The 15,661-nt window shown below is 66.9% G+C and carries 12 protein-coding genes; 4 read left to right on the top strand and 8 right to left on the bottom strand.

What is annotated here, in order from left to right:
• Window positions 1-4: 4 nt before the first annotated feature.
• The 3 genes from ACSAGD_RS01170 to ACSAGD_RS01160 all read right to left on the bottom strand — a co-directional run bounded on the left by ACSAGD_RS01170 (window position 5) and on the right by ACSAGD_RS01160 (window position 5,140).
• On the bottom strand, window positions 5-1,579 hold the full coding sequence (locus ACSAGD_RS01170; RefSeq protein WP_437585203.1) for a lipase maturation factor family protein: 1,575 nt from the start codon (window positions 1,577-1,579) through the stop codon (window positions 5-7).
• 492 nt (window positions 1,580-2,071) lie between these two features.
• Window positions 2,072-4,150: a choice-of-anchor I family protein gene (locus tag ACSAGD_RS01165; protein WP_437583886.1), complete on the bottom strand. Its 2,079-nt coding sequence runs from the start codon at window positions 4,148-4,150 to the stop codon at window positions 2,072-2,074.
• A 90-nt stretch (window positions 4,151-4,240) separates the two neighbouring features.
• Window positions 4,241-5,140: an NADP-dependent oxidoreductase gene (locus ACSAGD_RS01160; RefSeq protein ID WP_437583885.1), complete on the bottom strand. Its 900-nt coding sequence runs from the start codon at window positions 5,138-5,140 to the stop codon at window positions 4,241-4,243.
• 100 nt (window positions 5,141-5,240) lie between these two features.
• Here ACSAGD_RS01160 and ACSAGD_RS01155 point away from each other — a divergent pair, with 100 nt between their 5' ends.
• Window positions 5,241-5,609, top strand: coding sequence for a GntR family transcriptional regulator (locus tag ACSAGD_RS01155; protein ID WP_437583884.1), 369 nt, complete (start codon window positions 5,241-5,243; stop codon window positions 5,607-5,609).
• Between the two features lie 19 nt (window positions 5,610-5,628).
• On the opposite strand, the gene ACSAGD_RS01150 is transcribed toward ACSAGD_RS01155, so the two are convergent.
• The 4 genes from ACSAGD_RS01150 to ACSAGD_RS01135 all read right to left on the bottom strand — a co-directional run bounded on the left by ACSAGD_RS01150 (window position 5,629) and on the right by ACSAGD_RS01135 (window position 10,778).
• Entirely contained in the window at window positions 5,629-7,221 is a 1,593-nt protein-coding gene (locus tag ACSAGD_RS01150; protein ID WP_437583883.1) for an AMP-binding protein, read from the bottom strand.
• 114 nt (window positions 7,222-7,335) lie between these two features.
• Window positions 7,336-8,271 carry an MIP/aquaporin family protein gene (locus ACSAGD_RS01145; protein ID WP_437583881.1) on the bottom strand — a complete coding sequence of 312 codons (936 nt, stop codon included), beginning with the start codon at window positions 8,269-8,271 and terminating at the stop codon, window positions 7,336-7,338.
• Window positions 8,272-8,487: 216 nt separating this feature from the next.
• On the bottom strand, window positions 8,488-9,183 hold the full coding sequence (locus ACSAGD_RS01140; protein WP_437583880.1) for a response regulator: 696 nt from the start codon (window positions 9,181-9,183) through the stop codon (window positions 8,488-8,490).
• Window positions 9,180-10,778 (bottom strand): ATP-binding protein, encoded by a 1,599-nt coding sequence (locus ACSAGD_RS01135; RefSeq protein ID WP_437583879.1) that lies wholly within the window; start codon window positions 10,776-10,778, stop codon window positions 9,180-9,182. Before ACSAGD_RS01135 ends, ACSAGD_RS01140 begins: the two co-directional genes overlap by 4 nt.
• Window positions 10,779-10,956: 178 nt before the next feature.
• On the opposite strand from ACSAGD_RS01135, the gene ACSAGD_RS01130 reads away from it, so the two are divergent.
• From ACSAGD_RS01130 to ACSAGD_RS01120, 3 genes are read left to right on the top strand one after another with little or no spacing between them, the layout of a single operon-like run.
• Window positions 10,957-11,979, top strand: coding sequence for a Bug family tripartite tricarboxylate transporter substrate binding protein (locus ACSAGD_RS01130; protein WP_437583878.1), 1,023 nt, complete (start codon window positions 10,957-10,959; stop codon window positions 11,977-11,979).
• Between the two features lie 4 nt (window positions 11,980-11,983).
• Entirely contained in the window at window positions 11,984-12,586 is a 603-nt protein-coding gene (locus ACSAGD_RS01125) for a tripartite tricarboxylate transporter TctB family protein (RefSeq protein ID WP_437583877.1), read from the top strand.
• A complete protein-coding gene (locus tag ACSAGD_RS01120; protein WP_437583876.1) occupies window positions 12,579-14,177 on the top strand; it encodes a tripartite tricarboxylate transporter permease in 1,599 nt (532 codons plus the stop codon). Before ACSAGD_RS01125 ends, ACSAGD_RS01120 begins: the two co-directional genes overlap by 8 nt.
• A 139-nt stretch (window positions 14,178-14,316) precedes the next feature.
• Here the strand turns inward: ACSAGD_RS01120 and ACSAGD_RS01115 are convergent, their stop codons facing one another.
• A complete protein-coding gene (locus ACSAGD_RS01115; RefSeq protein ID WP_437583875.1) occupies window positions 14,317-15,594 on the bottom strand; it encodes an LCP family protein in 1,278 nt (425 codons plus the stop codon).
• Between the last annotated feature and the right edge of the window lie 67 nt (window positions 15,595-15,661).

The following is a 15,661-nucleotide window of genomic DNA, read 5'->3' as shown; positions in this document are numbered from 1 at the left end:
CCGGTCAGTGAAGGTCCGCCCGAGTGACCGGCCGCACGAGGGTGGCAAGCTCGTCGCGCACCCAGATCGCGCCGGTCTCGCGCTTCTCCTCGCGAGTCGAGAACCGATAGGCGAACACTCGGGCGCGGATCGCGGCGGGCGGTTCACCCCCGAACGGATCCGACCGCAGCAGGCGCAGCGTCGCGGCATCCCCCTCGAGCAGTTTTACGATGAGCCGCTCGAACCACACCTCGTTCCACGCACCGAGCGCGAGAAACCACATCTGCCAATCGAGCCGCAGGTGATACGGCGCGAACTGCCGCGGACGCCGCATGACGTCGGTCGGCTTGCCCTTGAACTCGTAGGCATGCCAGTCGTCTGCGCGGGGGTTCTCCGCGAGGGTCCCCTCGATCACGACCTCGCGTCGCAGCTGGGTGACGCTGCCGAACGCTCCGTAGGCGTTGCCGATGCCCCACCGGTTGAAACTCGCGTTCATGAGCTGGCCGCTGCTGAACAGGTTCGCCATCGCGGGGGCGGAGAGCCACGCGTACACGATGAACACGACGGTCGTCAGCACGAACCACCAGAGGGGTGACACGGATGCCGCGGCTCCGACGCCCGCTTCGGCCGTGCCGGGAGCGGCATCCCCACCGCTGCCACCGCCGGCGCCACTGCCACTGCCGAGCGGAACGCCGAACCAGCTCCAGCCCGGCCAGCCGTGCCCGGTGATCCACGCGAGGAACGAATCGCTCAGGCCCGAGAACCCGATGACGATGGTGATCCAGTTGAGCCACGCGAAGTTGCCCGTGACGACGAGCCACAGCTGCGTGAGGACGATGAGCGCGGCCGCGAAGCCCGCGATAGGCTGCGGCGCGAAGAGCAACCAGGGCGCACCGAGCTGGATGACGTTGTTGCCGAGCGTCTCCATCTTGTGGAACGGCGTCGGCAGCAGGTGCGCCTGGCGGCTGAGCGGCCCGGGCATGGGCTGGGTCTCGTGGTGGTAGTTCATCGCGGTCAGGTCGCGCCACGAGCGGTCGCCGCGCATCTTGATCATTCCGGCGCCGAACTCGACGCGCACCACGAGCCACCACACGAATACCATGATCAGCAGGGGTGGGGCGTTCTGCGACGATCCGAGAAACGCCACGATCGCGCCGGTCTCGAGCAGGAGCGACTCCCAGCCGAAGCCGTAGAACCGCTGCCCGATGTTCACGATCGAGTAGTACAGCACCCACAGAAGCGCGAAGGCGAGAAGCGGCAGCCAGGGCGGGCCGAGCTGGGGCAGACCAATGACGAGGGATGCCGCGAGGGCGATGCCCACCGCGGCCGAGACCCGGAGCTTGGCGTCGCTGTACGAGAACCACCGTAGCCGGAAGATGCTCGGAACACTGCGTCCCGAGGTGCGGGCGATGAAGCGCGGCGCGGGCAGAAGTCCGCGATCGCCGAGCAGCGCCGGAAACTGTGCGATTGCGGAGGCGAGTGCGACCGCGAAGACGGCCGCAGTGCCGCGCTGCAGAACCTCGCGGGCGATCGTGTAGTCGTCGGCATCGAGCACCTGCAGAGCGTTCGTCCACGCGTCGGCCCAGTCGAGAGTGAGCATCATCACCACCTGATGCCAGCACACCACCGGCGTGCGGGAGGCTGCAAGGGGTTGCGTGGCTCGGGCTTCGGGGGGCCTTCGTCGGAGAGTTCACCGTCGCCCACGCTGACGCCCACCCTCGGGGAGTCCTTCTTTGCAGAGTTCACCGTCGCTGGCACTGCCGCCCCATCTTCGGGTCCCTTCGCCACCCTCGGGCCTCTGCACCACCCTCGAGATGGCGCACAATTCTCACCAAATCGGAAAGATTTCGGCCGTGCGGCGTGTCCTGCAGCGACACGCCGCACCCGCCCGAAATTTCCGACTGCGTGAGAGGCACGGCGGTCCGGAGTCGCGGCAGCGCCGAGGCACGCGGCCCGGAGACTCCGCGGCACTGCGGCCCCGAGCCCCGAGGACACGGCGGCCCGGAGACGCTGCAGCCCACGGCACCGCGGCCCGAAGGCACGGCGGTCCGGAGGCACGGCGGCCCCCGAGGGCACGGGCCGCTAGCGGCTGCTACCGGCGAGCGGCACGGCGGGCGACGAGCAGCACGGTCGCGCCGATGAGGAGCACGGCGGCCGCGAGTGCCGCCAGCAGCGTCACAAGGCCAGCGTTCAGGCCGGTGTACGGAAGCTCACCGGACGCGTCGCGCGTCGCATCAGAAGCGTCGTCTGCCCCATCGGAACTGTCGGGCGAGGTCGCGTCGCCGGGCTGAGAGCCGTCGCCCGACTGCCCAGCATCAGCACCAGGCTGCTCGCCCTCGCCGGAACCGCCCTCGCCCGGGCCGCCATCACCGGAGCCAGTGCCCTCACCGGGGCCGCCATCACCCGGCTTCTCTCCGCCCGGCCCACCGGCCTCGCCGCCGACGCGCTCAATGCCGTAGTAACTCGTGGTTCCCGAGACCTCGTTGCCGACCGCGAGCAGCGGCTCACCGGTCGGCGATACCTCGGCGGCGACGAACGTGATGCCCTCGGGTCCGAGGTCCCCTGCAGCCGGCAGAACGGCGGCGGGATCCGCGGCATCCTCGACCGAGATCGCGAAGTCGCGGTTGTTCAGGTATGTCACGAAGGATGCCGCGGCGGGCTCCGTCACGTCATACACGGCGATACCGCCGACCCGCTCGAACCCGACGAATGCGTACGTTCGGCCGTCGACGACACCGAGCGTCACACTCTCGGGCTCGGGGCCCTTATCGTCGCTCCGACCCTCGAGGTTCGACTCACTGTGGTTGGAGTTGAAGAACTCGGGAACGGCCGCCGAAGTGAGCTGCTCGAAGTCGTCGCCGGAGTCGAACACGAGGTCGCCCGAGGCCGTCCAGATCGAGAACGACCGCGCACCGAACGCGTAGAGCTCCTCGTAGCAGCTGCCGTCGACGGAGAGCCCCAGGTCGGTGACGATGTTCAACCGGCCGAGGTCCGCATCCCCGGTCTTGCTCGCGAGCGGACTCGTCGCGCACACGGGCGCGAGGCCGTCGTCACCGAGGTCCTTGACCCGCGCAGCATCCACGAAATCGCCCCACTCGCGGGAGTCGCCCTCGTTCGCCGTCACGAGGTACGTCTCACCGTCGACCTCGAACGCGCTGATGCCGTCGGGCATGTACACGCCGTGCAGCCCGTCGTATGTTGCGATGTTCACGGTCGGGGCACCCTTCGGGTCGCGGTCCGAGGCGTCGAGGCCGCTGCCCGCGAGTCCGTGATCCTTGAAGCCGAGCGGCCAGACGTCCGTGACGGTCGCGCTCGCAAGGTCGACGACCGCGATGGCGTTGGCCTCCTGGAGGGTGGCGTACGCGGTTCCTCCCGAGACCGCGATGTACTCCGGCTCGAGGTTGCGCGACACCGGGAGGTCGCCCTCGGGGTTCGGCCCGAAGATGCGCACTGCGGCGTCGAGGGTCTTCGTGCCCTCGGCCTCGAAGTCGTGGAAGGTCGCCGTGCGAACGGCATCCTGCCCCGGCGCCGCGAGGTCCGCCGGCAGCTGAACGACGCTGACGGAGCCCTCGGGGTCGACCGTGAAGTCATCGGCGGGTTCGCCCTCGTTCGCGACGACCGCATATGTTCCGTCGGCGCTCAGAGCGACCATGTCGGGAAGAGCGCCGACCGTGACGGATCCGAGAACGGCATCGGCCGAATCTGCGTTCGCGTCGAAGAACATGAGCGTGCCGGCATCCGTCTTGTTCTCGGCTTCGAGAGCGACCACCCCGAGGCCGTCCTCGCGAATCGCGATCGAGTTGGCGACGCCCGTGCCCGCGAGTGAGTAGAGCAGTGCCGGTGAGCTCGGGTCGCTGATGTCGACCACATCGACGACCGCGCGCTGTGCGTTGACGGTGTAGCTGCGGCCGCCGTAGTAGGCGACGATCTCCGCCGCCGATTCGTCGAAGACGCCCGTCTCATAGCGACCGAGCACGCTCAGCGACAGCGCGGCGCTCTCAGCAGACAGGCTGATCGGTTCGGCTGGGCCGGAGGCCGCGGCCGTCGCGGCAGCATCGGCGCCCGATGCCATGTGGGGCATGGCGGCGGCAGGGGCGGTTGCCGCGAGCGCGGTGACGATGAGAGCGGATGCCGCGATGCTGCAGCGCAGCGCGGAAGACAGACGTGACATGGGCGGGAGGGTTCCTCTCGGAGGGGCTTCGCCACATGTCTACGGGCACGCGGTGTCGATTCGGTGAACCACCGGTTGCCGACAGTCGACTCAGGAGAGCGACACGTCGAGCACGACTTTGCCCTGCGGTCGGCCTCGCTCAACGCGGTCGTATGCGGACGCGGCATCCACCAGAGGAAAAACCGAGTCGATACGTGCCGTGTAGCCGTGCTCCGCGATGAGTCGCGGTACGTCAGACAGCACGTCCCACGCCCCGTCCGGGCCTCCACCGGTTGCTCGTGCCCCGTGCTCCGGCGCGGTGAAATCTGCGACAGACACGACCTGTGCGGCATCGTCCACGAGGTCGATGAGTTCCGGCAGAGAACCCGATCCGGCGGTGTCGAGCACGGCGTCGACGCGATCGGTCAAGCCACGCACCCGCTCGGACATGCCTCGCCCGTAGAGCACGGGCTCCGCGCCGAGCGCGGCGAGAAAGTCGTGGTTGCGCTCAGACGCCGACCCGATGACACGGGCACCGCGGATGCGAGCGAGCTGCACGGCAGCGGCGCCGACGCCTCCCGACGCACCTTCGATGACGACGGTCTGGCCTGCCTCGACGCGCAGCAGCCGCAGGGCGCGCTCAGCGGTCTCGGTCACGAGCGACAGCGCAGCGGCCTGTGTCCAGCCGAGCTGCGGCGGCTTCTGAACGACATGCTTGAGCACCGCGAACTCAGCGTGCGTGCGGAAGCCCCACCCGAGCACCTCGTCACCGACCGCGACGTGTTCGATTCCCTCACCGACCTCATCGACCACGCCGGATGCGTCGAACCCCGGGATCACGGGGAACTTGGCGTCCCCCATCTGTCCGTTGCGCTTCTTGACATCGGCCATGTTCACACCGGCCGCGCGCACTCGGATGCGCACTCGACCCTCCGGCGCGTGCGGCTCGGCCACCTCGCCGACGCGCATCACCGAACTGTCACCGAACTCGCCGTAGCTGACCGCGAGCATAGGTCGCCTCCCCTTTCCCGTACCGTTTTCCCTGCCCTTCGAGCCTACGCTTGCCCCTCGCCTGTGCGCTTGCCACACTGGGGAGGTCGAAGGAGGCGATGTGCCGAACCCGTTCTCAGCAGTCGATGCGGAGGCATCCGAGCCGCCGTTCGAGCAGCTGCGCACTCAGCTGATCAGCGCTGTGCGCGACGGCACGGTCGTCGCCGGTGACAAGCTGCCGACCGTGCGGGCGCTCGCGACCGAGCTCGGCCTCGCGGCGAACACCGTCGCGAAGGCCTACCGTTCACTCGAGGCCGACGGCGTCATCGAGACGCGCGGACGCAGCGGGTCGTTCGTGTCTGCGCACGGCGACGCCACGCAGCGCCGTCTGCAGGAGGCCGCCCGCGACTACGCCGAGCTCGCGCGAGAACTGAGGGTGGATGCCGGCGAAGCCCTCGACCGGGTCAGAGCCGCGCTCGGCATCCACTGATTCACCTGCCCGCTTCAGCTCACACCGCCGCCGTCTCGCGTGCCCGGAGGTCTTTGCGCAGGATCTTGCCCGAGCTGGACTTCGGAATCGCGTCGATGAACTCGACCCGGCGCACCTTCTTGTAGGGCGCGACGCGTTCAGCGACGAACGACATCACCTCGTCCGCGGTCAGCTCGACATCGGCCGCGGGCACGACGAAGGCTTTCGGGATCTCCTGCCCATCATCGTCGCTCACTCCGATCACAGCGACATCGGCGACCTTGGGATGCCCGAGCAGCAGCGCCTCGAGCTCGGCCGGCGGCACCTGGTAGCCGTGGTACTTGATGAGCTCCTTCACGCGGTCGACGATCGTGTACCAGCCGTCACGGTGCAGCGTCGCGACGTCGCCGGTGTGGAAGAACCCGTCGGCGTCGATGGCGTCAGCCGTGGCGTCCGGGCGGTTGAGGTACCCCATCATCACCTGCGGCCCCTTGATCCACAGCTCGCCGGGCTTCGTGACGTCGCCGTCGCCGAACTCGGTGATCTCGTCGCCGCTGTCGGGGTCGACGAGCTTGCACTGCGTGTTCGGCAGCGGCACGCCGACCGAGCTCACCGGAATGTCGTCGCGCGTGTACGGCATCGCGTGCGTGACCGGGCTCGTCTCGGTGAGCCCGTAGCCCTGCATCATGCGGGCGTGGATGCGGCGACCAGCGAGCTCCGCGGTGTCGCCGTCGAGCGGCGCGGCGCCCGAGAACACAGTGTGCACGGTCGAGATGTCGTACTGATCGACGATGGGATGCTTCGCCAGAGCGACCGCGATCGGCGGCGCGATGTAGAGATACGTGCAGCCGTGCTCCTGGATGTTCGCGAGGAACTCGACGAGGTCGAACCGCGGCATCGTCACAAGGCTCGCGCGCTGGCGCAGCGCCAGGTTGAGCAGCACCGTCATGCCGTAGATGTGGAAGAACGGCAACACGGCAAGAACCCGGTCGCTCGAGCGCAGGTCGATGTTGACGCGGGATTGCTCCACGTTCGCCACGAGGTTGCGGTGGCTCAGCATGACGCCTTTCGGCGTTCCAGTCGTGCCCGACGAGTACGGCAGCACGGCCACGTCCGAGGCGGCGTCGATCGACACTTCAGGTGGAGTGCGCTGCTCACCGAGAAGCTCCCGCAGATTCGGGTGGCCGTCTGCTCCGTCGAGAACGATGAGGTGGTCATCGGGGATGCCGCGTGCCGTCGCAGCCTCGGCGGCCTGCGGCAGCAGCGGGCTCACCGTCACGAGCCAGGTCGCACCGGCATCCTCGATCTGCGACTGGATCTCTCCGGCTGTGTACAGCGAATTGAACGTCGTGACGGTGGCTCCGAGGCGAAGGATGCCGTGGAACACGGTCGCGAAGGCGGGCACGTTCGGACACAGCAGACCGATGACGGTATCGGAGTCGACACCGCGCGCGGCGAGTGCTCCGGCGAACGCGTCGATCTGCGCTTTGAGTGCTCCGTACGTCGTCTCGGCGCCGGTGCCGGGGTCGACGAGCGCGACGCGAGCGGCATCCTCTTGGCTCATGTTTCCGAACAGGTAGTCGTAGACGCTCAGGTCGGGAATGGCAACATCAGGGAACGGGCTGTCAAACACGAGAGTTCTCCTTTGAATCTTCGTGAATGCTCCGGCACGCCGGAGCGGGTTGCCGTCCATCTTGCCACCCCGATGGACGAGCAACCACTGCCCCGTGCGTTCAGCCCCGGTTGATCAATCTCGGGTGCGACCCGCCGGTTCGCTCTCGCCCACGAGCTCACGAGAATGCAGCACGTCGCCGATGAACAGGTCGTAGACGATCACGCCGATGACGCCCCCGATGAGCGGCCCGACGATCGGCACCCAGAAGTACGCCGTGAACGACCCCTCGACCGTTCCCGGCAGAGCGATGTCGCCCCAACCGGCCATCCACGCGAAGAGCCGCGGCCCGAAGTCACGGGCGGGGTTGATCGCGTACCCGGCGTTCGCGCCGAACGAGATTCCGATCGCCGCGACCGCGAGGCCGATCAGCAGCGGTCCGAGGCCGGCTTTCACCGCGGCGTTGCGCATGTCGACGATCGCGACGACGAACATCACGAGGAAGGCCGTACCGACGATCTGGTCCGCGAGCGGAATCCACATGTTGCCGTCGAAGTACGGGGCGGGGAAGGTCGCGAAGATCGAGAATGAGATGTTGCCGTCCGGATCGGTTCTGCTGACGCCCATCGCCTCGTTGAACGCGTTGATCGCGTCGGAGTACAGCAGGTAGACCAGTGCCGCGCCGGCGAAGGCGCCGACCACCTGCGCGACGATGTACGGGCCGACCTTCCGCCAGGGGAACTTGCGTCGCACTGCGAACGCGACAGTCACGGCGGGGTTGATGTGCGCACCGCTGACGCCTCCCGCGACGTACACGCCGAACGCGACCGCGAACGCCCAGCCCCAGGCGATGAGCAGCCAGTCGCCGGCGCCGAGGAAGAACGCGGTCGGGTCCTCCGTACGGCCTGATCCGGGGAGGCCGGCGACCGCCATCGCGACGACGCCGTCGCCGAACGCGATCAGCACGAACGTTCCGAGAAACTCTGCGAGCACCTCCCCCCACGTGTTGTTGAGGCTCTTGAGGCCGCTTCCGCGCCGCAGAGCTGTTCGCAGAGGTGTGATGTCGCTCATGATGAGCCTCCTCCAATGTCGACTGCCTCCGTTGGCAGTGCGAGTCTCGCCGTAGAGAACGGGGCTCCAATTCGCACAGTACGCCTGCCGTGCGGGGTTCACAAGAGGTTCAGTTCTGTGCGCTGGTCTGCGACTGTGCACCAGAGCGAGACCGACGAGTCCTGTCTCAGTGCTTCGGTCTCTGCGCTTGGATCTCCGCGCTTCAGTCTCTGCGCTTCAGTGACTGAGTGCGTAACGCAGCTCCGGTCGCCCCGCCTGCCCGTAGCGCGGGGTCACGGAGGCCTGGCCGATCGAGACGAGGTATTCGAGGTACCGTCGAGCGCTCACGCGAGAGAGGCCAGTCGCCTCGGCGATCTCCAGTGCGGATGCCGACTCGTCAGCGTTCTGCAGCGCGACGACCACGCGACGCAGCGTCGCCTCCCCGATGCCTTTCGGCAGCGAAGCGTGCGGCACAGCGACCTGACCGCCGTGCATGATCGCGTTGATCGCCGACTGGTCGATGACCGCGCCCGGGGCCGTGTCGAGGCGTCTGCGGGTCTGAGCGAACTCGGCGAGCGCGGATCTCAGCATCCCCGCGCTGAACGGTTTGACGAGGTACCGGAACGCTCCCCCGAGCTTCGCTCTCCGCACACTGTCGACGTCGCGTGCGGCAGTCACGGCGATCACGTCGATGTTCTGTGTAGCCTCCTCGGCGCGCAGCTGGGCGAGCACGTCGAGTCCGTTGATGTCGGGGAGGTACAGGTCGAGAATGATCAGGTCGGGCACGAGCCGCTTCGCCAGCTGCAGTGCTTCCCTTCCCGAATGGGCTGTGCCGATGACCTCGAAGTCCTCGATGCCCTCGATGAAACCACGATGGATGCCGGCGACTGCGAAGTCGTCGTCGACGACGAGCACCGAGAATCGTTCGGTCACCGCGTCCCTCCCACGACCGGCGCATCGGCGAGCTGCGGCAGCCGCACTGTGAACGTCGCGCCGGCACCGGGCTCCGAGATGAGCTCGACGTCGCCTCCGTGCCGCACGGCGATGCGACGTACCAGAGCGAGGCCGATGCCGCGTCGCCCATCGGCATCCGTCTTCGTCGTCACACCCGTGTCGAACACGGAGCCGGCGAGCCCGTCTGGCACCCCGTCGCCGTCATCGGTCACCTCGATGACGCAGCCGTCCGGTTCGCGGATGCTGATGCTCACGGTTCCTCCCAGCGCACACGCATCGAAGGCGTTCTCGACGAGGTTTCCGATCACCGTGAGCACATCGAGCCGCGAATCGTGGTCATCCGCGAGGTCGCGCAGCGAACTGCTCGGGTCGATCTCGAGCGTGATCGCCCGCTCACGGGCTCGCGCGTCGAGCGAGATGAGCAGCGCACTCACCTCAATGTCGAGGATTCCCGGATGCGCGTGATCGGCGTGCAGCGCGACGCCGCCGCCGGTGCGCTCGATGAACGCGATCGCTTCCTCTGTGCGCCCGAGCTCGATGAGACCGGAGATCACGTGCAGCTGGTTCGAGAACTCGTGCGCCTGGGCGCGCAGCCCTTCGGCGAGGCTCTGCGCCCCCTCGAGTTCGCGCAGCATCTCGTGCAGGTGCGTGTGGTCGCGCACGATGAGAACGACCGCCGTCGGCCCGCCCTCGACGGCGACGCTGTCGCTGCGCACGATGAGCGCACGATGGCCCGCCAGCAGCAGCTTCTCATCGACGTCGCCCTGTGCGACGAGCTCGAGCATGTCGGGCTCGAGCACCTCGGAGGCCGGGCGGCCCACGTAGCGCTCGTCGGGGTCGAGGTCCAGCAGACGCCGCGCCTCATCGTTCACAAGGGCCATCCGCTGTCCGTCATCGACGGCGACGATGCCCTCGCGGATGCCGTGGAGCATGGCGTCCCGCGTCTCGAGCAGCGCCGCGATCTCGTCCGGCTCGAGCGAGTAGATGCGCCGACGGATCACACGGGTCGCCCACGCCGCCCCGAGAACGCCGAGGCTCGCAGCGATCGCAAGCACGATCACGAGTTCGGTGATGTCACTCACGAGGGCCTCATCGAGTTCAGATTCGAGGATGCCGACGGAGACTGTGCCGATCACCTCATCGTCTGCGAACACGGGCACCTTCACCCGCCACGATTCCCCGAGCGTTCCCGTCTGGGTGCCGACGTACATCTCCCCCGACAGAGGAACCGACGGATCGGTCGAGACGCGCTTTCCTATGCGGCTCGCCACCGGGTGAGAGTAGCGGATCCCCGCGGCATCCGTCACGACCACATACGTCACGTTCGACGCTTCGCGAATGACCTCGGCGATCGGCTGAATCGTCTCGGCGGGGTCGTCACTCTCGTACGCCTCGAGAATCGTCGGCATCGCGGCGATCGACTCGGCGACCGACACCATGCGGTCCTTGTAGGCCTCGCGAACCTGCCGCTCCTTGTTCCAGGCGGAGGTCACTCCCGCGATCACGACCGTCGCGAGCACGATGGAGACTTGCAGCAGGATCAGCTGCACTCGAAGCGACATCGGCCGAGCCATGTGCATCATGGTCGCACCCCGAGACCTCACCCGGCTCGCCTCATCGGTGAACACAATGAACACAATGCACTCAATGACCGGATGCTTCACCAGCGGGCGCTCCTCCCCCTAGTGTCACTGAGCACCACCTCGTCCGCGAGGGGGTCCTGCATCACTCAACGAGGAGGATCACGAACCCATGGCACACAGCAGAACCAGGCGTCGATGGACCGTCGGCGCTACCGCGATCACCGCGGCCGCGGCTCTCGCTCTCACCGGCTGCTCCGCGCAGGCCGGCGGAGACACGAAAGCGTCTGGAGGGGACGGCCCCGACAGCGTCGACATCATAGTTCCCGCCGACCCGGGCGGAGGGTGGGACCAGACCGGTCGCACCATGCAGCAGGTGATGACGAGCGAGAAGATCGTCAGCTCAGCACCCGTCACCAACATCGGAGGCGCGGGCGGCACGGTCGGCCTCGCCTCGCTTGCGACCGAGTCGAATCCGTACACGCTCTTCGTCACCGGTCTCGTCATGGTCGGCGCGGTCGAGACGAACGAGTCCGAGACGCGCATCGAAGACACCACTCCGATCGCAAAGCTCACCGAGGAGGCGCTCGTCGTCGTCGTTCCCGCCAACTCGAAGTACGAGACGCTCACAGACCTCGTCGAGGACATGGTGAAGAACAAGAAGGATGTCACCGTGACGGGCGGCTCCGCGGGTGGCGCAGACCACATCCTCGCCGGTCAGCTGCTCGCCGCGGCGGGCGTCGCGCCGGAGGACACCAACTCGACACTCAACTACATCGCCAACTCGGGTGGCGGCGAAGCCGTGACGATGCTGCTCGGCGGCAACGTCTCAGCGGGCATCTCGGGCGTCGCAGAGTTTGCGGAGCACATTGAATCGGGCAGCCTTCGCGCTCTCGCGGTGTCGTCTCCGGAGCGCTCGGGGATGCTCCCTGACACCCCGACGATCACCGAGGCCGGCTATGACGTCGAGCTGACGAACTGGCGTGGCGTTCTCGCTCCCGGTGACATCTCGGACGACGAGCGGCAGGCGCTCATCGACGTCGTCACGCAGATGTATGAGACTGATGTCTGGAAGGACGAACTCGAGAAGAAGGGCTGGGACGACGCCTTCATGGCGGGCGACGAGTTCGACGAGTTCCTGACCGATGACATCGCCTCCGTGACCGAGACGCTGAAGAACATCGGCTTGATCTAGCATCATGTCGGCAACGAACGACGGGGCTCCCGCAGCATCGCGGGAGCCCCGCACAGATTCAGAGATGACCGGGCCGACCGCAGGCGAACCCGCAGAGGCAGAGCGGTCGAAGAGCAATACCGTCGGAGAGATCGTCTTCGCGGCATCCTGCATCGCTCTCGGCGTGTTCGCGCTCGTCGTCGCGAGCCAGATCCATGTGCCGCCGACGGCCAACACGGTCGGCCCGCAGGTCTTTCCGTACATCGTGGGCGGAGCGCTCACCCTTACGGGCATCGCGACGCTCATCGCCGTCTTCCTCGGCGCCAGGGGTGAGGCAGAAGACAGTGAGGATGCCGATGCTGGCGCGGGCACCGACTGGCTCACGGTCGCGAAGCTCGTAGTCTTCTTTCTCGCCCACGCCTTCCTCATCGATCTGATCGGCTGGCCGTTCGCCGCCGCGCTGCTGTTCTTCGGAGCAGCGTGGGCGCTCGGTGCGAAGTCGCTCTGGCGTGCGGCTGTCGCCGGCGTCGTGCTCGGACTGCTGATTCAGCTCGCCTTCGGTGTCGGGCTCGGCCTCTCGCTGCCGCCCGGCCCGCTCCTGGAATGGATACCGATCTTCAATGGATAGCCTCGATCTTCTGCTGAACGGCTTCGCAACGGCCCTTCAGCCGCAGTATCTTCTGTACGCCTTGCTCGGTGTGCTCGTGGGCACCGCCGTCGGAGTTCTGCCCGGCATCGGGCCGGCCATGACCGTCGCGCTGCTGCTCCCTCTGACCTACACGCTCGACCCGACGGCAGCCATGATCGCTTTCGCAGGCATCTACTACGGCGGCATGTACGGCGGGTCGACGACGTCGATTCTTCTGAATACCCCCGGTGAATCGGCGTCGATCGTCACCGCGCTCGAGGGCCATAAGATGGCGAAGCTCGGGCGCGGTGCCGCCGCCTTGGCGACCGCGGCGATCGGCTCGTTCATCGCGGGCACCCTCGCCACCATCGCGCTGACGTTCGTCGCGCCGTACATCGCCGATTGGGCGGTGTCGCTGCGGCCGAACGACTACTTCGCGCTCATGATCGTCGCGTTCGTCACGGTCGGTGCTCTGCTCGGATCATCTCCGCTGCGCGGAGTGATCTCGCTCATGGGCGGCCTTCTGCTCGGTCTCGTCGGCACAGACGTCACGAGTGGCCAGCAGCGTTTCACGCTCGGCTCTCCGGTGTTGGCAGACGGCATCTCGGTTGTGATCGTGGCGGTCGCGCTCTTCGCGGTGGGTGAGACGCTCTATGTCGCGTCGCGGCTGCGTCGCGGGCCGATCTCAGTGATTCCGGTCACGTCCGGTTGGCGCACGTGGATGTCGCGTGACGACTGGAAGCGCTCATGGAAGCCGTGGCTGCGCGGTTCGGCGATCGGATTTCCGATCGGCACGGTTCCGGCAGGTGGTGCGGATGTCGCGACGTTCCTCTCCTACGCCGCAGAGCGCAAGCTCTCGAAGCGCAAGGATCAGTTTGGAAAGGGCGCGATCGAAGGTGTCGCCGGGCCGGAGTCGGCGAACAACGCGGCGGCGGCCGGTGTGCTCGTGCCGTTGCTGACGCTCGGGCTTCCGACCACGGCGACGGCGGCGATCATGATCTCGGCGCTGCAGACCTACGGCATCCGTCCCGGTCCGCTGCTGTTCGACAGTCAGCCGGCGCTCGTGTGGGCACTCATTGCGAGTCTGTACATCGGCAACCTTGTGCTCGTCGTGCTGAACCTGCCGCTCGTCGGTATGTGGGTGAAGCTGCTGCAGATTCCGCGGCACTATCTGTATGCGGGCATCCTGCTGTTCGCCGGATTCGGGGCGTATGCGAACAAGTTCAACTATCTCGAGGTGATCATCCTCCTGGTGCTCGGTGTCGTCGGATTCTTCATGCGGCGTTATGGGTACCCGGTCGCACCGCTTGTGATCGGAATGATTCTTGGGCCGATGGCCGAGGAGCAGCTGCGCAAGTCGCTCATGATCAGTCAGGGTGACCCGACGTATCTGGTGACGAGTCCATTTGCGATCGGAGCGTATGCATTCCTCGCACTCGTCATGATCGCGGGACTCTGGCTTCGCAGGCGTCAGGCCAAGCTGGAAGAGCGGTTGGCGGCCGAAGACCTTGCGACTCGTGAGCGTGAGGCGATCACCATCGATGCTCAGGTGACCGAAGGTGCTCATCGCTCGGGCCCTCAGGAGGACTAAAGAGGACTAGAGCCTCAGGCCCCGGAGGAGGAGAACGTCAGGTAAGAGCGCACGACTCTGAGAGCGGACGGATGCTGCATCAGCAGTGTCCGTCCGCTCACCGCACTCGTCTCAGGATGCGTAAGCAGCCGAGTGAAGCTCAGCCTCGGCCGTTGGAGCACGTCTCGTCTGCAGCAGTCTGACCCGTCACGCTGTCCGGCAGCTCGACAGGCCCGTCCGTCGGAGGCGACGTGGACCCTCCGTCACCCGAGGGCGGCTCAGTCTCGTCGGTGGGAGGCTCAGTAGAGGCGCCGCCCTTCGGAACGGCGCCGTACTGCCCGGTTCCTCCCGTGATCGACAGCCCTTTGTCCGCCTTCACAGCGGCGAGCAGAGTCTCAGCGGCATCCTGATTCACAACCTCGCCTTCTTGGCCGCCGACCATGCCTGAGCCGGTCGGGAACTTCACGAAGGCGATGTTCTCCGTCGACATCCCCTTCATCGCGAGCGCGATCGACACCATCGTGTTGATGTTCTGAAGGTCCTCCGACAGGGTCATGTTGTCGGCCGCGACCCGAGCGAGCTTGTAGAGCTTCACCGGATCGGAGAGGGTCTCTCCGGAGAGGATCTTGCGCATGAGCGCCGACATGTACACCTGCTGGTTGCTGATGCGACCGAGATCCGAGCCGTCGCCCACACCGTAGCGAGTGCGCAGGAACTGCAGCGCTGTCTCGCCCGTGAGCGTGACATCGCCCGCGGGCAGATTGAGGTTGGTCTTCGGATCGACGATCGGCTCAGCGAGACACACCTCGACACCGCCGATCGCGTTCGCCATCGCGGTGACGCCGTTGAACTTGATGGCTCCAGCGAAGTGGATCGGCAGCCCGGTGAGCTTCTCGACCGTCGCCGCCGTGCAGCCGAGACCGCCGTGCTTGAGCGTCGTGTTGATCTTCTGCATGCCCGCCGCAGGCTGCGTACCCTCGGGCACATTTCCGTCTTCATCTGCCGGATGCGGACACTCGGGAACCTGCACGAAGGTGTCGCGCGGAATCGAGATCGCTGTCGCGTTCGAGTGATCTTCGGAGATGTGCACGAGGATCGTCACATCGTTGAGCTGTCCGGTCAGCAGCTTCGGATCGCCGAAGCCGTCACCCTGCCCCTCACGGCTGTCGCTTCCGACGAGCAGCAGATTGACGCCGCCCTCGATCGCATTGATGTCAGGAACGGGCTGCCCCGAGTGGCCCGGAAGAGCGACGCCTCCGCGATCCACTCGTCCCATAATGTCGATGACCGCCCAGGTCGCGACACCGGCCACGCTCAGCGCGACGACGGCGACCGCCGCGACGGCGATCTTGACGGCTGTTCTGAGCCCAGAACGCGGCGTCTGGCGTCCGTGGCGCACTGTGGCTGCGCGGGAGCCTCGCTCGCGGCGCTCGCTCATCGCAGCATCCTTCCGCAGTTTTCAGGCATGAAGGGGCACACTACCCGCCCGAGTCTGGGAGAGTCAC

The sequence above is a fragment of the Paramicrobacterium salitolerans genome (assembly GCF_051513965.1).
GTDB lineage: Bacteria > Actinomycetota > Actinomycetes > Actinomycetales > Microbacteriaceae > Paramicrobacterium.
This window is presented reverse-complemented; position numbering and strand designations above follow the sequence as displayed.